Source organism: Citrobacter sp. MGH 55 (assembly GCF_016906145.1).
In the GTDB taxonomy this organism is placed as follows: domain Bacteria; phylum Pseudomonadota; class Gammaproteobacteria; order Enterobacterales; family Enterobacteriaceae; genus Citrobacter_A; species Citrobacter_A amalonaticus.
The window spans coordinates 2,712,210-2,734,711 of the sequence record NZ_CP070239.1; the positions used below are offsets into that span (position 1 = coordinate 2,712,210).

Annotated in this window: 22 protein-coding genes; 12 read left to right on the forward strand and 10 right to left on the reverse strand. The window is 54.5% G+C overall.

The window, feature by feature from the left end:
- Positions 1-183: 183 nt before the first annotated feature.
- The 4 genes from JTI98_RS10665 to JTI98_RS10680 all read left to right on the forward strand — a co-directional run bounded on the left by JTI98_RS10665 (position 184) and on the right by JTI98_RS10680 (position 4,605).
- Complete coding sequence (locus JTI98_RS10665) at positions 184-1,614, forward strand: 6-phospho-beta-glucosidase (RefSeq protein WP_216081230.1); 1,431 nt, start codon at positions 184-186, stop codon at positions 1,612-1,614.
- Between the two features lie 182 nt (positions 1,615-1,796).
- A complete protein-coding gene (gene upp / locus JTI98_RS10670) occupies positions 1,797-2,423 on the forward strand; it encodes a uracil phosphoribosyltransferase (RefSeq protein WP_003037929.1) in 627 nt (208 codons plus the stop codon).
- A gap of 95 nt (positions 2,424-2,518) precedes the next feature.
- The gene (uraA, locus tag JTI98_RS10675; RefSeq protein ID WP_042999850.1) at positions 2,519-3,808 is read left to right on the forward strand and encodes a uracil permease; all 1,290 of its coding nucleotides are present in this window, start codon (positions 2,519-2,521) and stop codon (positions 3,806-3,808) included.
- A gap of 95 nt (positions 3,809-3,903) precedes the next feature.
- The gene (locus tag JTI98_RS10680) at positions 3,904-4,605 is read left to right on the forward strand and encodes a DnaA inactivator Hda (RefSeq protein ID WP_061069784.1); all 702 of its coding nucleotides are present in this window, start codon (positions 3,904-3,906) and stop codon (positions 4,603-4,605) included.
- Between the two features lie 119 nt (positions 4,606-4,724).
- Here JTI98_RS10680 and JTI98_RS10685 read toward each other — a convergent pair whose 3' ends face one another.
- The 3 genes from JTI98_RS10685 to celB are packed head-to-tail and all read right to left on the reverse strand — an operon-like array spanning position 4,725 to position 8,449.
- The gene (locus tag JTI98_RS10685) at positions 4,725-6,170 is read right to left on the reverse strand and encodes a M17 family metallopeptidase (protein WP_216081231.1); all 1,446 of its coding nucleotides are present in this window, start codon (positions 6,168-6,170) and stop codon (positions 4,725-4,727) included.
- On the reverse strand, positions 6,170-7,126 hold the full coding sequence (locus JTI98_RS10690) for a N(4)-(beta-N-acetylglucosaminyl)-L-asparaginase (protein ID WP_216081232.1): 957 nt from the start codon (positions 7,124-7,126) through the stop codon (positions 6,170-6,172). Before JTI98_RS10690 ends, JTI98_RS10685 begins: the two co-directional genes overlap by 1 nt.
- A gap of 3 nt (positions 7,127-7,129) precedes the next feature.
- A complete protein-coding gene (celB, locus tag JTI98_RS10695; RefSeq protein ID WP_042999854.1) occupies positions 7,130-8,449 on the reverse strand; it encodes a PTS cellobiose transporter subunit IIC in 1,320 nt (439 codons plus the stop codon).
- Positions 8,450-8,605: 156 nt separating this feature from the next.
- Between celB and JTI98_RS10700 the strand changes: the two genes are divergently transcribed.
- On the forward strand, positions 8,606-9,448 hold the full coding sequence (locus tag JTI98_RS10700; protein ID WP_216081233.1) for a helix-turn-helix domain-containing protein: 843 nt from the start codon (positions 8,606-8,608) through the stop codon (positions 9,446-9,448).
- Here the strand turns inward: JTI98_RS10700 and arsC are convergent, their stop codons facing one another.
- Both arsC and bepA read right to left on the reverse strand, forming a co-directional pair.
- A complete protein-coding gene (gene arsC / locus JTI98_RS10705) occupies positions 9,449-9,808 on the reverse strand; it encodes an arsenate reductase (glutaredoxin) (protein ID WP_130098146.1) in 360 nt (119 codons plus the stop codon).
- Between the two features lie 12 nt (positions 9,809-9,820).
- Positions 9,821-11,284 (reverse strand): beta-barrel assembly-enhancing protease, encoded by a 1,464-nt coding sequence (gene bepA, locus JTI98_RS10710; RefSeq protein ID WP_054176570.1) that lies wholly within the window; start codon positions 11,282-11,284, stop codon positions 9,821-9,823.
- A 223-nt stretch (positions 11,285-11,507) separates the two neighbouring features.
- On the opposite strand from bepA, the gene JTI98_RS10715 reads away from it, so the two are divergent.
- Positions 11,508-12,572 carry an AI-2E family transporter gene (locus JTI98_RS10715; protein ID WP_042999858.1) on the forward strand — a complete coding sequence of 355 codons (1,065 nt, stop codon included), beginning with the start codon at positions 11,508-11,510 and terminating at the stop codon, positions 12,570-12,572.
- Positions 12,573-12,756: 184 nt separating this feature from the next.
- On the opposite strand, the gene bcp is transcribed toward JTI98_RS10715, so the two are convergent.
- Positions 12,757-13,227 (reverse strand): thioredoxin-dependent thiol peroxidase, encoded by a 471-nt coding sequence (bcp, locus tag JTI98_RS10720; RefSeq protein ID WP_042999859.1) that lies wholly within the window; start codon positions 13,225-13,227, stop codon positions 12,757-12,759.
- Positions 13,227-13,799, reverse strand: a complete 573-nt coding sequence (locus tag JTI98_RS10725; RefSeq protein WP_042999860.1) for a glycine cleavage system transcriptional repressor — start codon at positions 13,797-13,799, stop codon at positions 13,227-13,229. The genes bcp and JTI98_RS10725 overlap by 1 nt, the downstream gene beginning before the upstream one ends.
- Before the next feature lie 145 nt (positions 13,800-13,944).
- Between JTI98_RS10725 and dapA the strand changes: the two genes are divergently transcribed.
- From dapA to ypfH, 6 genes are all read left to right on the forward strand, one after another.
- A complete protein-coding gene (dapA, locus tag JTI98_RS10730; RefSeq protein ID WP_042999861.1) occupies positions 13,945-14,823 on the forward strand; it encodes a 4-hydroxy-tetrahydrodipicolinate synthase in 879 nt (292 codons plus the stop codon).
- Positions 14,824-14,839: 16 nt separating this feature from the next.
- On the forward strand, positions 14,840-15,874 hold the full coding sequence (gene bamC / locus JTI98_RS10735; RefSeq protein ID WP_042999862.1) for an outer membrane protein assembly factor BamC: 1,035 nt from the start codon (positions 14,840-14,842) through the stop codon (positions 15,872-15,874).
- A gap of 112 nt (positions 15,875-15,986) precedes the next feature.
- Positions 15,987-16,700, forward strand: coding sequence for a phosphoribosylaminoimidazolesuccinocarboxamide synthase (gene purC, locus JTI98_RS10740; protein WP_216081234.1), 714 nt, complete (start codon positions 15,987-15,989; stop codon positions 16,698-16,700).
- Positions 16,701-16,824: 124 nt separating this feature from the next.
- Positions 16,825-17,691, forward strand: coding sequence for a neutral zinc metallopeptidase (locus JTI98_RS10745; RefSeq protein ID WP_042999864.1), 867 nt, complete (start codon positions 16,825-16,827; stop codon positions 17,689-17,691).
- Positions 17,692-17,705: 14 nt separating this feature from the next.
- On the forward strand, positions 17,706-19,715 hold the full coding sequence (locus JTI98_RS10750; RefSeq protein WP_216081235.1) for a tRNA(Met) cytidine acetyltransferase TmcA: 2,010 nt from the start codon (positions 17,706-17,708) through the stop codon (positions 19,713-19,715).
- Positions 19,716-19,788: 73 nt separating this feature from the next.
- Entirely contained in the window at positions 19,789-20,487 is a 699-nt protein-coding gene (gene ypfH / locus JTI98_RS10755; protein WP_044256912.1) for an esterase, read from the forward strand.
- A gap of 40 nt (positions 20,488-20,527) precedes the next feature.
- Here ypfH and JTI98_RS10760 read toward each other — a convergent pair whose 3' ends face one another.
- From JTI98_RS10760 to JTI98_RS10770, 3 genes are read right to left on the reverse strand one after another with little or no spacing between them, the layout of a single operon-like run.
- On the reverse strand, positions 20,528-20,728 hold the full coding sequence (locus tag JTI98_RS10760) for a YpfN family protein (RefSeq protein WP_012906607.1): 201 nt from the start codon (positions 20,726-20,728) through the stop codon (positions 20,528-20,530).
- A gap of 26 nt (positions 20,729-20,754) precedes the next feature.
- Positions 20,755-21,882 carry a succinyl-diaminopimelate desuccinylase gene (gene dapE / locus JTI98_RS10765; protein ID WP_042999867.1) on the reverse strand — a complete coding sequence of 376 codons (1,128 nt, stop codon included), beginning with the start codon at positions 21,880-21,882 and terminating at the stop codon, positions 20,755-20,757.
- A 3-nt stretch (positions 21,883-21,885) separates the two neighbouring features.
- Positions 21,886-22,242, reverse strand: coding sequence for an ArsC family reductase (locus tag JTI98_RS10770; RefSeq protein WP_042999868.1), 357 nt, complete (start codon positions 22,240-22,242; stop codon positions 21,886-21,888).
- Between the last annotated feature and the right edge of the window lie 260 nt (positions 22,243-22,502).

Below are 22,502 nucleotides of genomic sequence, written 5' to 3' on the forward strand. Positions count from 1 at the left end.
TGTGTTGCATCCGTTTTTATCTGTCGAGATTTGCTGCATTTTCTCCGCGGCGCGGTGTTTTTATGACCTGAACCACGAAAATGAAACCGGGTTCAGTTTCACCCTTGAAAGCAGTGCCGGGATTGCTCAGTATCATACTGAAACCGGTTTCTGTTTTGTCATAGCAAATCAACGAGGGAAACTATGTCTGGATTTAACGCGAATTTCATGTGGGGCGGGGCGGTCGCCGCTCATCAGCTTGAGGGCGGCTGGCAGGAAGGCGGAAAAGGGATCAGCGTTGCTGACGTCATGACGGCGGGCGCTCATGGCGTGGCGCGAGAAATTACCGATGGCGTGCTGCCCGGCAAAAACTACCCTAACCACGAGGCGATCGATTTCTATCATCGCTACAAAGAAGACATTAAGCTTTTCGCGGAAATGGGCTTTAAATGTTTCCGGACGTCCATTGCCTGGACGCGCATTTTCCCACTTGGGGATGAAACGCAGCCAAACGAGGCGGGACTGCAATTTTACGACGATCTGTTTGATGAATGCCTGAAGTACGGCATTGAACCGGTGATTACCCTGTCGCATTTCGAGATGCCCTACCATCTGGTGACGGAGTATGGCGGCTGGCGCAACCGGAAGCTGATCGACTTTTTTGTCCGCTTTGCGAAGGTCGTCTTTACCCGCTATCAGGGCAAAGTGAAGTACTGGATGACCTTCAATGAGATCAACAACCAGGCCAATTACCATGAGGATTTTGCACCGTTCACGAACTCCGGCCTGAAGTATCAGCCAGGTGAAGATCGTGAACCGGTAATGTACCAGGCGGCGCACTATGAACTGGTGGCCAGTGCGCTGGCGGTGAAGGCGGCACGAGAAATTAACCCGGCATTGCAGATCGGCTGCATGATCGCCATGTGCCCCATCTACCCACTGACCTGTGCGCCAAACGACATGATGATGGCGATGAACGCCATGCACCGTCGCTACTGGTTTACCGATGTGCATGTGCGGGGGAAATATCCGCAGCATATTCTCAACTATTTTACGCGCCGCGAGTTTGACCTCGATATCACGGAAGAAGACCGTGTTGCTCTGTCCGAAGGCTGCGTCGACTACATCGGTTTTAGCTATTACATGTCGTTTGTCACCAAAGCGACAGACGATAACCCGCAACTCGATTATGACGAGAGCAAAAGTCTGGTCTCCAATCCCTACGTACAGAAATCGGACTGGGGCTGGCAGATTGATCCGGTGGGATTGCGCTATTCGCTGAACTGGTTCTGGGATCACTACCAGTTGCCGTTGTTTATCGTTGAGAACGGGTTTGGTGCGATTGATGTTCAGTTGCCTGACGGCACCGTGGATGACAGCTACCGTATCGAGTATATGGCGGCACATCTTCGTGAAATGAAAAAAGCGGTGGAACAGGATGGCGTGGATCTCATGGGGTACACGCCGTGGGGATGTATCGATCTGGTTTCTGCGGGAACGGGAGAGATGAAAAAACGCTACGGGTTTATCTACGTTGATAAAAATAATGACGGTAGTGGGACGCTGGCGCGTAGCCGTAAGAAATCTTTCGCCTGGTATCAGCAGGTGATAAAAAGTAACGGTGAATCCCTCTGATTTCAGCCACTTGATACTTGGCCCCGCACAGAATGCGGGGCGTGTTTTATACTCATCACCCAAACGTATACTACTTTGCTTGATCCAGGTCATGCATACGTTATGTTGCGCCAGAGAGGAAAAGCGGTATAATCCGGCGATTTTTTTTGTGGTTGCCACTCGTCTGAGGAAAGGAGAAGAGTATGAAGATCGTGGAAGTCAAACACCCACTCGTCAAACACAAGCTGGGTCTGATGCGTGAGAACGATATCAGCACCAAACGCTTTCGTGAACTCGCCTCGGAAGTAGGCAGTCTGCTGACCTACGAAGCGACTGCGGGCCTGGAAACCGAAAAAGTAACCATTGAAGGCTGGAATGGTCCGGTCGAAGTGGATCAAATCAAAGGCAAAAAAATTACCGTTGTACCTATCCTGCGTGCCGGTCTGGGCATGATGGAAGGCGTGCTGGAAAACGTACCCAGCGCACGTATCAGTGTGGTCGGCATGTACCGCAACGAAGAAACGCTTGAGCCGGTCCCGTATTTCCAGAAGCTGGTGTCCAATATCGACGAGCGCATGGCGCTGATCGTCGACCCGATGCTGGCAACCGGGGGTTCTGTTATCGCCACTATCGATCTGCTGAAAAAAGCGGGCTGCAGCAGCATCAAAGTGCTGGTGCTGGTGGCGGCGCCGGAAGGGATCGCCGCGCTGGAAAAAGCGCATCCGGATGTGGAACTCTACACCGCGTCGATCGACCAGGGCCTGAACGAGCACGGATACATTATTCCGGGGCTGGGTGATGCCGGCGATAAGATTTTTGGTACGAAGTAAGTGAATAACTGATAAATAGCCGACTTTAAGAGTCGGCTTTTTTTTGAATAAAACAACTCAACGACTCATAACAAACACACTCAGAGGAAAACACTATGACGCGCCGTGCTATCGGGGTGAGTGAAAGACCGCCACTTTTACAGACAATCCCGCTTAGTTTGCAACACCTGTTCGCCATGTTTGGCGCAACCGTGCTGGTGCCAGTTCTGTTTCATATCAACCCGGCTACCGTTCTGTTATTCAACGGGATCGGGACCTTGCTGTATCTCTTTATCTGTAAAGGAAAAATTCCTGCCTATTTAGGTTCAAGCTTCGCGTTTATCTCACCGGTTCTGCTGCTGTTGCCGTTGGGATACGAAGTGGCGCTGGGCGGCTTCATCATGTGTGGTGTGCTGTTCTGCCTGGTGTCCTTCATTGTCAAGAAAGCGGGAACCGGCTGGCTGGACGTGATGTTTCCTCCTGCGGCAATGGGCGCAATCGTTGCCGTCATCGGTCTTGAACTGGCAGGCGTGGCCGCTGGTATGGCTGGATTGCTGCCTGCGGAAGGACAATCTGCGGATTCGAAGACCATCATTATCTCGATGGTGACGCTGGCGGTGACCGTGTTTGGCTCGGTGCTATTTCGTGGTTTCCTTGCGATTATCCCGATCCTGATTGGGGTACTGGCAGGTTATGCACTGTCATTTGCGATGGGCGTGGTTGATACCACACCGATTGCCGAGGCGCACTGGTTTGCGCTGCCGACTTTCTACACGCCGCGCTTTGAGTGGTTCGCCATTCTGACTATTCTGCCTGCGGCGCTGGTGGTGATTGCCGAACACGTCGGTCACCTCGTGGTCACGGCGAATATCGTCAAAAAAGATCTGGTTCGCGACCCGGGCCTGCATCGCTCGATGTTTGCCAACGGTTTGTCGACGGTGATTTCTGGCTTCTTTGGCTCCACGCCGAACACCACCTACGGTGAGAACATTGGTGTAATGGCAATCACCCGTGTTTACAGTACCTGGGTAATTGGCGGCGCGGCGATTTTCGCGATTCTGCTGTCCTGCGTCGGTAAACTGGCGGCGGCGATCCAGATCATTCCGCTACCGGTGATGGGTGGGGTGTCATTGCTGCTGTACGGGGTGATCGGGGCATCCGGTATTCGCGTGCTGATTGAATCGAAAGTGGATTACAACAAAGCGCAGAACCTGATCCTGACCTCTGTCATTCTGATCATTGGCGTCAGCGGCGCGAAAGTGCACATTGGTGCGGCGGAGCTGAAAGGAATGGCGCTGGCGACGATCGTTGGGATCGGGCTGAGCCTGATCTTCAAGCTGATTTCTGTCCTGCGCCCGGAAGAAGTGGTGCTGGACGCGGAAGATGCGGATACGCCGAAGCCGTAAAATGGGATCCGGGCAGTGATGCTGCCCGGTTCTAACGCGACGGAATTCTGTGGTAAACTCATCACGATTTTAATGAAATCTGGATTGAGGTCTCTCTGAACACACCGGCACAGCTCTCTTTGCCACTTTATCTGCCTGACGACGAAACGTTTGCAAGTTTCTGGCCGGGAGATAACGCCTCTTTACTGGCCGCACTGCAAAACGTGCTGCGCCAGGAGCATAGCGGATACATCTATCTCTGGTCGCGTGAAGGCGCCGGCCGCAGCCATTTGCTGCATGCTGCCTGTGCTGAATTATCGCAGCGTGGTGATGCCGTGGGCTATGTGCCGCTGGACAAGCGCACCTGGTTTGTACCGGAAGTGCTCGACGGGATGGAACACCTGTCGTTAGTCTGTATCGACAATATTGAATGTGTCGCGGGTGATGAAGAGTGGGAGATGGCGATATTTGATCTCTACAACCGCATTCTGGAATCCGGAAAAACGCGGTTACTGATCACCGGCGATCGTCCTCCACGGCAGTTAAAGCTGGGGCTGCCCGATCTGGCCTCGCGTCTGGATTGGGGGCAAATCTACAAGCTGCAACCGCTGTCGGATGAAGATAAATTGCAGGCGCTACAACTACGCGCCCGACTGCGCGGATTTGAACTCCCGGAAGACGTGGGGCGCTTCTTGCTCAAACGGCTCGACAGAGAAATGCGCACGCTGTTTATGACGCTCGATCAGCTTGATCACGCCTCCATCTCCGCGCAGCGCAAATTGACCATTCCGTTCGTGAAAGAAATTCTGAAGCTCTAGCCGAAATACAAGGTTACGCATCGCAGTCGGTCTGATAAGCGTAGCACCATCAGGCAGAACGGTGCGGATGCCGGAGGGCGACGTCGCCTTATCCGGCCTGATTACCCAAACAAACGCCCTCACTCAGAGGGGGAATCCTCAACTGCCAGATCGTTAAGTAAATGCTGCATCAGCAGTGGAATCGGTCTGCCCGACGCCACGCTTCTCCCTCCTTCGCGCCACAACGCCGTACCGCTGACGTCGAGATGCGCCCACGGAATCGTCGCCGGACAAAAATGATGAAGCAGCCAGGCCGCCGATGCGCTGATTGCCGCGTTGTTAGTCGGCGTATTGCACAGATCGGCAATCGCGCTCTCCGTTTGTTTTTTCAGGTGAGCGTCCAGCGGCAGCGACCAGACTCTGTCTCCGCTCTGTTCACCGGCAACGGTTAACGCCGCACGCAGTGCGCTATCCTGAGTCATCAACCCACTCAGCTCATAGCCCAGCGCTTTCACCACGGCGCCGGTCAGCGTTGCTAAATCAATGATATAGCGAGTCTCTTTGTGGCGCTGGCTGGCCCAGGCAATGGCGTCTGCAAGTACCAGTCGTCCTTCGGCGTCGGTGTTGTTGATCTCCACCGTCATCCCGTTACAGGCGCGTGCTACGCTACCCGGCTGCATGGCGTCGGGACCAATGGCGTTTTCCGCCAGCGCCAGTACGCCCATGACTCGGACCGGCAGCGCCAGCCGGGCAATACTCAGCATCAGCCCAAGCACGTTGGCTGCGCCGCACATGTCGTACTTCATGGTGTACATGCCCGCGCCTTCTTTCAGCCACAAACCGCCGGTGTCGAAAGTGATGCCTTTCCCGACATAGCTGCGCACCGGGCCGCTGCTGACGCCGTCGTAATGAATCGCCAGCAGGCGGGGCGGGCGGCTGGAGCCTTTCCCCACGGCGTGCAGCAAGCCAAGGCCTTGCGCTACGATGGCCTGTTCGTCCAGCACTTCGCAGCGCAGGTCAGGGTAAGCCGCGCATAGACGTTGGGCCTCTTCGACAACGAACTGCGGCGTACACTGCTCGGATGGCATATCCGCCAGGCGGCGGGCGGCGACCATGCCGTTGGCAATGGCCTGCTGCCGACGGAAAATTTCCTCTAACGCTTCCTGCTGTTCGGGTAAACAAAGCGCCGTTATGTGGTCGAGTCGTATCGTCGCGTTGTCTGTAGTTTTCAGTTGCAGGTCGTCAAGGCGATGTACCTGATTGAACAGAAAACGCAGAACCTGAAGCAGCACGGTTTCGTGTATTTCGCGAACATCAATGATCACGTGAGAACTGACCGGCGTGGTGAACAGTGGACGTAATGCGTTCAGCAAACCGTCGGTCAGGTTGTCCTGCCACAGTGCTGATGGAATGAGGGTGATGCGTTTGAAAGGGGCGCAGCCAAAACAGGTATCCGCCAAGTTACCCGTGGCACGCATTTCGTTCATCAGCGCGGTGTCTGGTAACTGTTGGCTTGTGGGACGGGCAATCAGGTGCGCGTTGGGTTGCGCCTCTGAAAGGGACTGAATCAACTGATATGTCATCATTATTCTTCCTCTATTGGCGCACGGATCCGTGCCGCATAGGCCTGCATCCACGCCTCATCGACTGGCTGGTAATACGTCTTTTCGTGCCGACGTTCCGCGAGATAGACGGTAAGTGGGTGACTGGCGGTGGCAACGGTAAATGAGAAGGTTTTGATATTGGTCCCCGCGCCAAATTCTCCCCGGTGATTCATACACACGACGGATAAATCGCCCACCCGGCCAAAGCGGGACATCAGGTTGTCCTCCAGTTCAAAAACCACTGAGTCCGCAGCCTGCTGCGGCGTCATGCCCTGTGCCATACGGCGAACGATTTCGTAGCTGGTGCAACCCTTCATCAGGTCTTCGCCAACGCCAGTGGCGGTCGCGGCGCCGATTTGACTGTCGCAGTAGAAGCCGGAACCAATAATCGGGGAATCTCCCAGACGACCGCGTTTTTTCATAAACAGACCGCTGGTGGAGGTCGCCACGCTCATCGAACCTTGTGTGTCCAGTCCGATAATACCGACGGTATCATGGCCGTCATAAGGACTCAGTCCCTTATCCAGCGTCTCGCGGCAGCGTTTGCGATAGTGTTGGATGGCACGGTCGGTAAGCATGGTTTTTTCTGCAAACCCCTGGCTTAACGCCCATTCTCGGGCACCCTGGCCGACAAGCAGGCTGTTATACCGTTGACGACTCAGGGCGTGCGCAACGCGTACCGGATTGGCGATATCCACGAGATTGCCCACGGCGCCGAACGCCAGCGTGTCGCCATCCATGAATGCGGCATCCAGTTCCACCTCACCCTTTTCGGTTGGCAGTCCGCCGTAGCCAACGGACTTGTATAATGGGAAGTCCTCAACTGCGGCAACGGCATCGACTACCGCACTGGCCGCTGTTTGGCCTGCAGCCAGCGCGGAAGCGGACTCAGTAACGCCTTCAAGCGCCATTCGCCAGGTGGCGATAATTCCCCACATGTTTTACTCCTGTTTAACGGGTGTACTCTCGTTTTGTGCCAGCGTGGTGACTTCCGCCGCGCGGTACTGTTTATCGACAATGCGCATAAATGGCAGATAGAGCATTGCGCCAATCAGTAAATTGATGATCTGCATGACGCTACCGCTGAGATGGCCTGTGACGATAAAACCACTGATAACCGGCGGCAGCGTCCATGGAATAAACACGCCCGTCGTGACGGCAACGGCGCCAATTTTCATTGCGACGTACTGGATGGTGACTAACACCAGAGGCACCAGGTTGAACGGTATTAGCATGATGGGGTTCATGATGACCGGCAGACCGAACAGAATGGGTTCGTTGATATTGAAAATCGATGCGCCGGCCCCCAGTCGGGCCACTTCCCGCATGTTTTTACTGCGGGCAAAAATCAGCATCGCGATGACCAGCGATAAGGTTGCGCCAGCGCCCCCCATCCAGATCATGTCAAAAAACTGCTCGGTGATAATATGCGGTGGCGTGACGCCCGCCTGAATGGCGGCGATGTTATCCGTCTGGTTCTCCATCCACAGTGGCCGGATAATGCCGTTGATCATTGAGCCAGAGTTAATCCCTACCGACCATAAAATCGTAATGCTGAAAACCGTCATCAGCGCGCCAAAATAGGAGGTGCCATAGTGACGAACCGGCGTCGCAACCACTTCATAGATAAAGCGGTGAATTGTCTGGTAGTGGGTATTTTCAAACAGGATGCGAATAATCAGCACCAGGATCATTACCAACAGGGCGGGGATCAGCGCGGCAAATGATTCCTGCACGGCAGGCGGAACCCCTTCGGGCATCTTGATAACCAGTTTTTTGCGTTTCAGCCAGCAGAACAATTCCGTCCACAGCAACGAGCCAATCATTGCCACAAATAGCCCTTTAGTGCCGATCCATTCTACTGGTATCACGGTGATGCCGCCGTTATCCGCAACTTTGATAAACGGGGTGAGGATCAGAAAGCAGACCAGCGCCAGGATGCCGCAAGAGATACGGTCTTCACCGTAATGTTCCGCCAGACGGTAGGCAACCAGGAAACTGATGAACAGTGACATCGTTGAGAACACCGCGTTAAACGGGATCTCGATAATACTGCTCCAGCTTTCGCCAAACGCGCCAGACATAAATTGCTGATAGGTCTGGTTCGGAAAGGAGGAAATAACTAGCAGAATGGAGCCGACGATAATGAACGGCATAAAGGAAACATAAGCGCCGCGGATCGCGCCCAGGTGACGCTGCTGCGCCGTTTTGGCCGCAAGCGGCATCAGTTTTGCTTCAAGAAATCCCAGAACATTGTTCATTGTGAACTCCGTACAAGATCGGATGAGAGTATTTATGGTATGCCAGAGGATTATCAGTGAAGCACCGCAGCCGAAAGGTGAATCTGGTCACAATGTGTTCGCCTTATAAATATAAATCTCATATGATTAGTTATCTCTTTGGAAAAGGATTTGGCGATGGAAATAAAACTGCATGCCAATGCCACCACGACACCGCGCATCCGTCGTTATCTGCAGCAGTCGGATAAAAGCGACAGAGCGCTGGCCGCTGAGCTGGGGATTTCCGTCACCACGGTCAGACGCTGGCGACAACGTGAGCAGACTGCCGATCGGCAAACTACGCCGAAAGTGATACACAAAGTGATGAGACAAGAGCAGATTGCGCTGATTAACGGACTGCGGGATGCGACCGGCGCGCCGTTAGATGAGCTTTTGTTACTGGTCAATGAAGGGCTGGGCATTCACGTATCCCGTGCGACGCTAAATCGTTATCTTAAACCTGCAAGGTTGATGCGTCAGGGGACACCTTTGCAGGGGAAAAAGGCACTGAAGGCCGGGCATTTCCCTCATGTGCTTGAGGTGCATCACCTCCCGCTTTCACTGCATATGGAGGATGGCGGGGAGCATCATGTGCTCTGGGCTCGTGAACCGGTGAGCGGCTGGTGCTACGCGCGACTGTATGCTGGGATTTCGCCGCATCTGGTCATGAAATGGCTGGATGCGCTGCTGACAGCCTGTCCGGCTGATATACAATCTATTGAGACATTCTTTTCTGACACCTATCTTGATGGGCTGGAACAGGGGCTGATAGCACGAGGGATGACGCACAACATAAACCATAACGTGCAGAATGCGATTCAGGTTAACCTTCCGCTGGTGGCGATTGTGCCGCGGGTAAAGGACGTATCAGCCAGTCAACTGCTGGCAGAGATTTGCGAAAGTTATAATACCGGCAAGGCGCAGAAAAAACTGGGAGAGATGACGCCGCAGGCTTTTCTCGAAGCACTACGGCGGGAGTGATTAGCCGATGATTTCCAGCACGTGTTCCGGTGGACGGCCAATACGCGCCTGGCCGTTCGCCACTACAATTGGACGTTCCATCAGTTTCGGGTGTTCCACCATCGCCTGAATCAATTCACCTTCACTCAGACTGCTGTCAGCCAGGTTGAGCGACGCGTAGAGATCCTCTTTTCGGCGCATCAGTTCCCGGGCGCTTTCCATGCCCAGCATCTTCAACAACTGACGCAGTGTTGCGGCATCGGCAGGCGTTTCCAGGTAAAGCACCACTTCTGGCTCCACACCGTGCGATTGCAGCAGGTTCAGCGTTTCGCGGCTCTTGGAGCAGCGCGGGTTATGGTAGATTTTTACGGCCTTTGACATGGAGAATCCTTTTTACATTTTCGTGTACGGCTTAAAGCGTTCCTGCAACTGGCGCAGTTGGTCGATGCGCGCATCGTAACGCGCTTGTTGTTGGCTGCCCAGCTTCACTTGCGAACTGGCGCTGCTCAGTAACGAGATGGCCTGATCGAGACGGCCCGCCAACGCATACCCTTCCGCACGCGCGGCCAGTTCCTGATCGCGGTTATACAGCGCGGCTTCCGCCTGCGCCAACAGATCCCAGCCATTGGCGTCGTCCTTGTTATTAAAGGTATAACGGTTAAGGATGGTTGCCGCTTCTTGCGGCTGACCGCCCTGTAGCAGGGCGTTCGCAAGGTTAAGTTGCAAAACCGGGTTGACTCGCAAATCACGCGCTTTTTTCAGTCGGGCAATCGCGTCACTGGTTTTCTTTTGTCCGAGGTCGATGTCGGTGGCCAGATCCAGATACCAGGCGTTATTGGGCTCTGCGGACAGCAGCGGTTGCAGCGCTTTGCGAGCCTCGTCGTATTTATTGGCTTCCATCGCCTGTAACGCACGGCCATACTGCGCTGCGCGCTGCTGTCGGACGTTACCTTTTGCCCACTCGTCGAGCATGTCGCTGGTCAGTTGGTTTCGCCCGGAGTTATACATCCCCAGAGTTCGCGCTTTCGCCAGATAGAAATCTTCAGAGGATTGCACCACCACCGGACGCATCTGGTTTGCGCGATTGCGGGTATCTGAAAGACGACTTTCCGGCAGGGGGTGGGTCAGCAAAATTTCAGGCGGACGCGAGGAGTAACGCGCCTGGTCGAGCAGTTTTTCCAGGAAGGTCGGCATCGCCTGTGGATCGAATCCAGAACGTTGTAAAACCTGAATGCCGATACGGTCTGCTTCCTGTTCATTTTGCTGCGTGAAGCTAATCATCCCTTGACGCGATCCCGCCAGCGTGCCGGTGAGCGCGGCCATCCCGGCCTGAGGGCTCGCCATCGCCAATAGAATGGAGCCTAACGCGCCAACCCAGGTCAGCGGCGCGCTGCGTTTCTGATCTTCCATGGCGCGCGCCAGGTGGCGCTGGGTGACGTGCGAGATTTCGTGCGCCATAACTGAGGCGAGCTGACTTTCGTTATCGGAATAGCGAAACAGGGCAGAGTGCAGCACGACGTTACCGCCAAAAAAAGCAAAGGCGTTGATTTCGTCATTGTTAATCAAAAAGAAATGGAAGGGCGTCTTGACCGAATCGGCGTGTGAAACCAGACGCATACCCAACCCATTAATGTACTGAACCAGCAGCGGATCGTTAATCAGCGGCGCGCTGCCACGCAGCTGGCGTACATAATAATCGCCCATCTGCATTTCCTGGCCGATAGAAAGCGTACTTGCCGCCGAGGTTCCCATGTCTGGCAAGCTGTCCGCGGAGTTTGCGAACGCGGGAGCCACCTGACTCAGGGTCAGCGCGGCAATGAGGGTAGCAACCAGGTTCTTCTTAAACTGCCTGAACATAACCTCTGTCCTGTTTTCTTTGAGATAGTCATTTGACCGATGCCGGGTCGTATCGTTCCGTGTCTGCCGACACAGGCAGTGTAACGGCGAAATTTGTCGATGAATACCCTGCACAAATGACTTTTCAGTTTCCAGAATCAGCAATAAAAAGCGAAGTCTTTTTTGTGACATTTCGATACAATTCGGGATCGCAATCCCGCTATTGAGGTTCAGGGAAGGTTTTATGCTCGAAATGTTGATGCAATGGTATCGCCGTCGTTTTAGCGACCCCGAGGCGATTGCCTTGCTGGTTATTCTGGTTGCCGGGTTTGGCATTCTTTTCTTTTTTAGCGGATTACTGGCACCGCTGCTGGTTGCCATTGTGCTGGCGTACCTGCTGGAATGGCCAACGGTGCGTCTTGAAGCCATCGGCTGTTCGCGCCGCTGGGCGACCTCTCTCGTGCTGATCGTATTTGTCGGCATTTTGTTGTTGATGGCCTTTGTGGTGATGCCGGTGGCATGGCAACAGGGGATCTTACTGATTCGCGACATGCCAGGCATGTTGAACAAACTGTCGGATTTTGCCGCCACGCTGCCGCGTCGTTATCCGGCTTTAATGGATGCGGGCATTATCGATGCGATGGCGGAAAATATGCGCACCCGCATGCTGACGATGGGCGATTCGGTAGTGAAATATTCGCTGGCCTCTTTGGTCGGGCTGCTGACTCTGGCGGTCTATCTGGTGCTGGTGCCGCTGATGGTATTCTTCCTCGTCAAAGACAAAGAGCAGATGCTGAACGCCGTGCGTCGTGTGCTGCCGCGTAATCGCGGGCTGGCGGGGCAGGTCTGGAAGGAGATGAACCAGCAAATCACCAACTATATCCGCGGCAAGGTGCTGGAGATGGTGGTGGTGGGCGTGGCGACCTGGCTGGGCTTCCTGATGTTTGGCCTCAACTACTCACTGCTACTGGCCGTGCTGGTGGGGTTCTCGGTACTCATTCCCTATATTGGCGCTTTTGTAGTCACTATTCCTGTGGTAGGCGTTGCGCTGTTCCAGTTCGGTCTGGGGACCGAGTTCTGGAGTTGTTTCGCCGTCTATTTGATTATCCAGGCGCTGGACGGCAACCTGCTGGTGCCGGTGTTGTTTTCTGAAGCAGTCAATTTGCATCCGCTGGTGATTATCCTGTCAGTGGTGATCTTTGGCGGCCTGTGGGGATTCTGGGGCGTTTTCTTCGCCATTCCGCTGGCGACGTTAATCAAGGCCGTTGTCCATGCCTGGCCGGATGCGCAGGTCGTTGACGAGTCCTGATGCGTTTATGTAACAGGGAAGGTGGTGAACTGTGTGCTAGTCGATGCGCTCTGAGCGAAAGGCAAAAAGGTAGCGCGAGATAAAAAGGCGAGTGTAAAAAAGGACGCTTAAACAGACAGCCGATTACCCGGCCTACACACGGTAGGCCGGACAGGGCGTCAGCCGTCATCCGGCAGCGTGAAAGTCAGGCGTTTTCTTTCAGCCAGTTCAGCACCACATCGTGGTGATTACTGGTTTTGAAATCATCGAAAACGTGTTCAATCTTACCGTCAGCGTCAATCAAGAAGCTGATGCGATGGATCCCATCATAGGTTTTCCCCATAAAGGATTTCTCGCCCCAGACGCCAAACTGCTCGCAGACCTGATGATCCTCGTCGGACAGCAGGGTAAAGTTAAGCAGCTCTTTTTCGGCAAAACGGGAAAGCTTTTCAGGCTTGTCAGTGCTGATGCCCAGCACGTCTACACCTGCTTTTTTCAGCTCATCCATGTTATCTCGCAGGCCACAAGCCTGAACGGTACAGCCTGGCGTCATGGCTTTCGGATAGAAATAGACCAGCACACGCTGTCCCTGGAAGTCGGTCAAATTTACTTGTTCTCCGTCTTGATCCGGCAAGCTAAATTTCGGTGCGATGTCACCGGCTTTCAGTGGATTCATTACTTAACTCCATCCTGTTCATCATGTTGTGAATAATTAACAACGTTAATACTGCCTTGTGCATTGAGTTCTGTACATAGTGCTTTAAAGGCCTGTTCAATATTTGCGGCATCATCCGACGCCGGACTGTGGGCGGTAATCTGGATGTATAACTGCGCCGCCTTATCATTTTCAGCAGGTTGCGTGCGCGAAACCAGTTCCGCAATGTTCATTCGATGGTTATCAAACAGGGCTGTAAATCGTTCAATTAAATGTGGCGAATCCGGTACATCAACCTGAACCCATACCGTTGCCGGCATTGGCGGACGGGGATGCGCCGTCGTACGCTTCATCACAATCAGTAAATCCAGCTCTGCACCTTTCAACGGCAGGGTCGATTCGATCAGGGTGATGGCATTCCAGGTACCCGACAGCAGCATGATAAACGTAAACTCATCGCCCAACATGGCCAGGCGACTGTCTTCGATATTACAGCCGCAACTGCTGACATGGCGGGTGATCGTGTTCACAATTCCAGGGCGATCGGCACCCAGCGCAGTAATAACCAGGTAATGTTGCGATGAAGGTGTCAAACCTGTTCTTCCTTTGAGAGGTGGGGTAATCATAAGGAAAGCATAAAAAAAACCTGCATACAACAATCAGAAGGGCTCTCGTCGCTTGCTTTTATTGTCGTACCAAACGTAACATTGAGACACTTGTTTGCACAGAGGATGGCCCATGTTCACGGGAAGTATTGTCGCGCTTGTTACACCGATGGATGAAAAAGGTAATGTCTGCCGGTCAAGCCTGAAAAAACTGATTGATTATCATGTCGCCAGTGGCACCTCGGCGATCGTTTCTGTTGGCACTACCGGTGAGTCCGCTACGCTGAGTCATGATGAACATGGCGATGTGGTGATGATGACGCTGGAGCTGGCTGATGGGCGTATCCCGGTGATTGCCGGTACGGGCGCGAACGCGACCGCAGAAGCCATTAGTCTGACGCAGCGTTTCAATGACAGCGGAATTGTCGGCTGCCTGACGGTAACGCCTTACTACAACCGTCCGACTCAGGAAGGTTTGTTCCAGCATTTCAAAGCCATCGCGGAACATACTGACCTGCCCCAAATTCTGTATAATGTGCCATCCCGTACCGGTTGCGATATGCTGCCGGAAACCGTTGGCCGTCTGGCGGAATTAAAAAATATTGTCGCAATTAAAGAGGCGACAGGGAACTTAAGTCGGGTTCACCAGATCAAAGAGCTGGTTTCCGATGATTTTCTGCTGCTCAGCGGCGATGACGCGACCGCGATGGACTTTATGCAGTTAGGCGGTCATGGCGTGATCTCCGTGACGTCTAACGTTGCGGCGCGTGATATGGCGGAAATGTGCAAACTGGCGGCGGAAGGGCGTTTTGCCGAGGCGCGTACCATTAATCAGCGTCTGATGCCGTTACATAACAAACTGTTTGTCGAACCCAACCCAATCCCAGTGAAATGGGCATGTAAGGCGTTGGGCCTTGTGGCGACCGATACGCTGCGCTTGCCGATGACACCCATCACAGACAATGGTCGTGAAATTGTCAAAGCGGCGCTCAAGCATGCCGGTTTGCTGTAAAGTTTAGGGAGATTTGATGGCTTACTCAGTACAAAAGTCGCGCCTGGCCAGGGTTGCGGGTGTTTCGCTTGTTTTGCTGCTCGCGGCCTGTAGTTCTGACTCGCGCTACAAGCGCCAGGTGAGTGGTGATGAATCCTATCTGGAAGCCGCACCGCTTGCTGAACTTCATGCGCCTGCCGGTATGATTCTGCCGGTGACCACGAGCGACTACAACATTCCGGTCACCAACGGCAGCGGTGCCGTTGGGAAAGCGCTGGATATCCGTCCGCCGGCACAGCCGCTGGCGCTGGTTTCCGGTGCCCGGACCCAGTTTGCGGGCGATACCGCCACGCTGCTGGTGGAAAACGGGCGTGGAAATACGCTGTGGCCGCAGGTGGTCAGCGTGATTCAGTCTAAAAACTACACGATTGAAAAACGTGATGATGCCAGCCAGACGCTGACAACCGGTTGGGTTGACTGGAACCGTCTGGACGAAGACGAGCAGTACCGTGGCCGTTATCAAATCTCGGTTAAACCGCAGGGCTATCAGCAGGCGGTGATGGTGAAACTGGTCAACCTTGAGCAGGCCGGTAAGCCTGTGGCGGATGCCGCTTCACTGCAGCGTTATAGCACTGAGATGATGAACGTGATTTCTGCGGGTCTCGATAAGACCGCGACTGACGCCGCGAATGCTGCACAGAACCGTTCTGCCGCCACGATGGATGTGCAGAGCGCCGCGGATGACACCGGTTTACCGATGCTGGTGGTGCGTGGCCCATTCAACGTCGTCTGGCAGCGCCTCCCGGCAGCACTGGAGAAAGTCGGCATGAAAGTGACCGACAGTACCCGTTCGCAGGGGAGTATGGCTGTTACCTACAAACCGCTGTCCGATAGCGGCTGGCAGGAGCTGGGCGCTCGCGATCCAGGGCTCTCTTCCGGTGACTACAAACTGCAGGTCGGTGATTTAGACAACCGCAGCAGCTTGCAGTTTATCGATCCGAAGGGGCATACCCTGACGCAGAGCCAGAACGACGCGCTGGTTGCTATCTTCCAGGCAGCGTTTAGCAAGTAAAAAAACAGGGCTGGAGAAATCCGGCCCTTTTTATTTCCGTGCTACGCAAACGTGTGCGTGGCATAATATTCCCCGTTTTGAATACAAATGATCACACCCAGGAGTAATGAAGATGCAAAAGCAAGCTGAGTTGTATCGTGGTAAAGCGAAGACCGTATACAGCACGGAAAACCCGGACCTGTTGGTGCTCGAATTCCGCAATGATACGTCAGCAGGGGATGGCGCGCGCATTGAGCAGTTTGATCGTAAGGGTATGGTGAATAACAAGTTCAACTATTTCATCATGACCAAACTGGCCGAAGCGGGTATCCCGACGCAGATGGAGCGACTACTCTCTGATACCGAATGTCTGGTGAAAAAGCTGGATATGGTGCCGGTCGAGTGCGTGGTGCGTAACCGTGCGGCAGGCTCTCTGGTTAAACGTCTGGGTATTGAAGAGGGCATCGAACTGAATCCGCCGTTATTCGACCTGTTCCTGAAAAACGATGCAATGCATGACCCAATGGTCAACGATTCCTACTGCGAAACCTTTGGTTGGGTGAGCAAAGAGAATCTGGCACGAATGAAAGAGCTGACCTATAAAGCGAACGATGTGCTGAAAAAAATGTTCGATGACGCAGGACTGATCCTCGTCGACTTCAAACTGGAGTTCGGTCTGTACAAAGGCGAAGTGGTGCTCGGCGATGAATTCTCTCCGGACGGTAGCCGTCTGTGGGACAAAGAGACCCTCGAGAAAATGGACAAAGACCGTTTCCGTCAGAGCCTGGGTGGCCTGATTGAAGCCTATGAAACCGTGGCGCGTCGTCTGGGTGTGGATCTCGACTAACTTACCTTTCGGGTCGGGGACGCTCTCCGACCCGCTCTTCGCACTTCAATCTTGTTTTCCTGTGGTAATCTTCCGCTGAACCGCCTACGATCATCATCATAACGAATAGAGTGTTGAGGTGAGTATGCGCTGGCAAGGGCGTCGTGAAAGTGACAATGTGGAAGACAGGCGCAGCAGTTCAGGCGGTGGTCCCTCTCTGGGCGGGCCAGGATTTCGTCTGCCGAGCGGCAAAGGCGGGATTATCCTGCTTATCGTCGTGCTGGTTGCCGGGTATTACGGCGTCGATTTAACCGGACTGATGACGGGACAACCGGTCTCTCAGCAGCAGTCTCAGCGTTCCATCAGCCCGAATGAAGATGAAGCGGCAAAATTTACCTCGGTGATTCTGGCAACGACAGAAGACTCCTGGGGACAGCAGTTTGAAAAAATGGGGCGTACCTATCAACCGCCAAAGCTCGTGATGTACCGTGGAGCAACGCGAACTGGCTGCGGTACCGGGCAATCCATCATGGGGCCGTTTTATTGCCCGGCGGATAGCACGGTCTATATCGATCTCTCCTTCTACGATGACATGAAAGACAAACTGGGCGCGGACGGTGATTTCGCTCAGGGGTATGTGATTGCTCACGAAGTCGGTCATCACGTCCAGAAACTGCTGGGCATCGAGCCGAAAGTGCGTCAGATGCAGCAGAACGCCTCGCAGGCGGAAATCAACCAACTCTCTGTCCGTATGGAACTACAGGCGGACTGCTTTGCCGGTGTCTGGGGCAACAGCATGCAGCAGCAGGGCGTACTGGAGTCCGGCGATCTGGAAGAAGCATTGAATGCCGCCGAAGCGATTGGCGACGATCGTCTCCAGCAGCAAAGTCAGGGGCGCGTCGTTCCGGACAGCTTCACCCACGGGACGTCAGAGCAGCGCTATCGCTGGTTTAAGCGCGGTTTCGATAGTGGCAATCCGGCGCAATGTAATACCTTTGGTAAAGGTTTTTAACTTCTGAGGCAGGGATGTCTGGTTACACCGCGCTGAATGCGTTAACCGCGCAAATGACCCGGGAGGGAATTCGCCGCCTGCTGGTGCTGAGTGGCGAGGCGTCCTGGTGTCATGAACAAGTACAGCACCTGCGCGACACGTTGCCCGGCGACTGGCTATGGGTTTCCCCTGATGCCGCCGCCGAACCCAGTTGCACGCCGCTGGCGCTGCAAACGTTACTGGGACGTGAATTCCACCATGCCGTTTTCGATGCTCTGGCCGGGTTTGATGCGGCGGCTTTTGCTGCGTTAAGCGGAACGCTGCGCGCGGGCAGTTGGCTTGTGTTACTCACGCCACCACTGGCGCGCTGGCATCTCTGTCCTGATAATGATTCGCTGCGCTGGAGCGACTGCGCGCAACCTATTGCGACTCCCCATTTTATCCACCGCATTCGTCGCCTCATCGCGGCGGATGAACAGACGCTGTGCTGGCAACAGTCGCAGCCGTTTTGCGTACCGTATTTTTCAGAACGTCCTCACTGGCAGTCCGCAACCGGTGCGCCGCTGCCGGAACAGGCCGCTATTCTGACGCAACTGCTCCAGATGCCCGAAGGGATCGCCACGGTGACCGCCGCGCGTGGACGAGGGAAATCGGCGCTGGCCGGTCAGTTGATTTCACGTATTACGGGCAATGCCCTTGTGACGGCACCGGCGAAAGCGGCAACGGACGTGCTGGCGCAATTTGCCGGTGACCGTTTCCGCTTTATGGCGCCAGATGCGCTGCTGAGTGCGGAGGTTGATGCCGACTGGCTGGTGGTGGATGAGGCGGCGGCGATCCCTGCGCCGCTCCTTCAGCGTCTGGTTTCCCGTTTTCCGCGCGCCCTACTGACAACGACCGTACAGGGCTACGAAGGCACCGGACGCGGCTTTTTGTTAAAATTTTGCGCCCGCTTCCCGGAACGACAGCGTTATGAACTTCAGCAACCCGTCCGCTGGGCACAGGGATGTCCGCTGGAGAAATGGGTTAGCGACGCGCTGGTTTTTGATGATGACGATTTTGCGACTACCCCGCAGGGCTGCATGGTGATTAGGCCTTTCGAACAGGACGCCTGGCAGACGCAACCGGAAATGCCTCTGGCGGTCTATCGGCTGCTTTCCGGGGCGCATTATCGTACCTCTCCGCTGGATCTACGCCGAATGATGGATGCGCCGGGGCAGCATTTTTTCCACGCCACCTGTGACAGGAAAATCGTCGGGGCACTCTGGCTGGTTGAGGAAGGCGGTCTTGCTCCCGAACTCAGCCAGGCGGTCTGGGCGGGATTTCGGCGACCGCGGGGGAATCTCGTCGCGCAGTCGCTGGCGGCACACGGCGGCGATCCGCTGGCGGCTACCCTGACCGGTCGTCGAATCAGTCGCATTGCCGTCCATCCGGGACGTCAGCGTGAGGGGATTGGACAACAGCTGATCGCGCAGGCTCATACGGCACACTGTGACTATCTTTCCGTGAGCTTTGGCTATACGCCGGAGCTGTGGCGCTTCTGGCAGCGCTGTGGTTTTATCCTGGTGCGGGTAGGCAACCACAAGGAGGCCAGTAGCGGCTGCTATACCGCAATGGCGCTCTTACCGCTAAGCGCGGCAGGCAGGCGCCTGGCCGAATATGAGCACCACCGTTTGCGTCGCGATGCGGATATTCTTGCGCGGTGGAATGGGGAGGCGATCCCGGTTGAACCGCTGAAAGCGACTACGCTTAATGAAGATGACTGGCAGACGCTGGCAGGGTTTGCTTTCACGCACCGTCCGTTGTTGACCTCTCTCGGTGGTCTGAACCGCCTGCTGTCGACCAGCGCGTTGCCGCTACCGGCGCTGCGGGGCAGCCTGCAAGCACGCCTCAGCGATGCGGAACTCTGCGTGACATTGCGCCTCTCAGGGCGCAAAGCACTGCTGAAGCGTCAGCGGGAAGAGGCGGCGCAGGCGTTAGCCGGGCTGGATCCCGCACGGACTGAGCATGACCGTAATCGCATTCTGCAATGGCAATTTTTTCACTAACTCCTTCAATTTTCTGGCATGGTCATTGCGATTGAGCAGCGTAGAATTAACGACATCAGTTAAGGAGATCGCCATGAAACATGACCATTTTGTTGTTCAAAGTCCGGCCCAACCTGCTCAACAGCTGTTGCTGCTGTTTCATGGCGTGGGTGATAACCCCGTTGCGATGGGAGAGATTGGTTCGTGGTTTGCCCCTCTCTTCCCGGACGCGCTGGTGGTCAGTATCGGCGGCGTTGAGCCGAGCGGACCGGCATCCGGGCGGCAGTGGTTTTCCGTGCAAGGGGTGACGGAAGAGAACCGTCAGGCACGGATTGACGCTATCATGCCGGTGTTTATCGAAACCGTACGTTACTGGCAAAAACAGAGTGGCGTAGGGGCAAATGCCACGGCGCTGATTGGTTTCTCGCAGGGCGCGATTATGGCGCTGGAGAGCATCAAAGCCGAGCCTGGGCTGGCCTCGCGGGTGATTGCGTTTAACGGACGCTACGCCAGCCTGCCGGAAACGGCATCGACCGCCACCACGATTCATCTGATTCACGGTGGAGAAGATCGGGTCATTGAACTTTCGCATGCGGTCGCCGCCCAGGACGCGCTGTTAAGCGCAGGCGGGGATGTCACGCTGGATATTGTGGAAGACCTCGGTCACGCGATTGACGACCGTAGCATGCAGTTTGCCCTCGACCATTTGCGCTATACCGTGCCGAAGCACTACTTTGACGAAGCGCTCAGCGGCGGTACGCCGAACGATGATGACGTAATTGAGATGATCTAAAAGACAAAGCCGGAATGGGGAAACCCCTTCCGGCTCTGGTTTATTTCTTCGGTTGGTCTTTCTTCGGCCAATCGTCGTCGTCATCCCACTTATCGTTAAAATCACGATGCGGGGGAAGTTCCGGTTTATTCGCGAGGAATTTTTTGTGGTCGACGCGTTTGAGATCCTTGATCACATTCAGCAGCACACCTACCAAAAACACCAGCACCAGAATCCACCAATATTTTGCCAGCCAGTCCATGCGCGTTACCTCTTGCAGGAATCTCGTCAGGCGACGAGTTGTTCCATTATACGTTGATACATACGGGCAAGCAGTTGCAGGTCGGCGGCGTTCACACATTCATTGATTTTATGAATCGTGGCATTCACCGGACCGAGCTCTACGACCTGCGCCCCCATACGAGCGATAAACCGTCCATCGGACGTACCGCCCGTGGTCAATAACTGCGGTTTAATTTCATTATAGTGCTCGATGGCGTTCACGACTGCATCCACCAGTTTCCCGCGATCGGTCAGGAACGGCTGGCCAGAGAGCCACCAGTCAACGGTATAGCGCAACTGATGTTTCTCGAGCAGCGCGTGCACCCGCGCTTTGATCATCTCGTCAGTCAGTTCGGTACTGAAACGGAAGTTGAACTGCACAAACAGTTCACCGGGGATGACGTTATTGCTACCGGTACCCGCCTGGACGTTGGCAATCTGCATGCTGGTGGCCGGGAAAAACTCATTGCCCTGATCCCACTCAATATTCACCAGTTCATTAAGCATCGGTGCGGCACGATGTACCGGGTTATCCGCCAGGTGTGGATAGGCGACGTGACCCTGTACACCGTGGATAGTCAGGTTACAGGTGAGCGATCCGCGACGGCCGTTTTTCACCACGTCACCCACGACTTCAGTACTTGAGGGCTCGCCAACCAGACAGTAATCCAGGCGCTCATTTCGCGCCATCAGCGCCTCAACCACCTTAACGGTACCGTTTTTCGCGCTGGCCTCTTCATCGGAGGTGATCAGAAACGCCAGCCGCCCTTTGTGGTTCGGGTGCTGAGCGACAAAACGCTCTGCCGCCACCACCATGGCCGCCAGCGAACCTTTCATATCCGCCGCGCCGCGGCCGAATAACATCCCGTCGCGGATGGTTGGCTCGAAAGGTGGGTTGATCCAGCGATCGGCATCGCCCGCCGGCACGACGTCGGTGTGACCGGCAAACGCCAGCGTCTCACCCTGTCCGCGCCATGCCCAAAAATTCTGTGTATCCGCAAAATCCATGCGCTCAACGGTAAAACCGATCGCGCGCAGGCGTTCAATCATCAACGCCTGACATCCGGCATCATCCGGGCTCAGGGAAGGGCGGCGAATAAGCTGTTGTGTCAGCTCAATAACCGGGCACGACATAGACTACACCTCGTCAAAAAACTGCTGATAACTGGATTCACTAAAACCCAGCAGCATAGGCTTCCCGGGCGCACAGAGCAATGGGCGTTTGATGATTGCCGGCATTTCAGTCATTAATGCGGCGGCGGACGCGGCATCCGTGATGTGACTGCGTGTGGTTTCATCCAGTTTTCGCCACGTCGTCCCACGGGTGTTGAGAAGCGGTTCCCACCCTAATTCATTGATAAATGAAGTGAGAAGTGTGCTGTCCAGACCATCGACACGGTAATCATGAAAACGGTAGTCAATGCCACGCGCTTCCAACCAGCGGCGGGCCTTTTTAATGGTGTCGCAATTTTTAATACCGTAGAGGGTAATCATGTGCATCCTTATTAACGTAAACTGATTATATAATCATCAATATCGTTACGTCCGATAATACATCTTGTCATTTAATCGTGATCGGTAAATATAACATTGTTGAAGTAATGTGAATAATAATTCCTGAATTTGTTGGAATTTTCTTCTTAATCAAAATTCGGAATTTTCTCCGACGCAGTCACTTGTTTTTAATCGAAATTGAAGAGGTACCAGATAAGGTATGATTGTTGCGAATTATTGCAGTAAGTCACATAAAATTT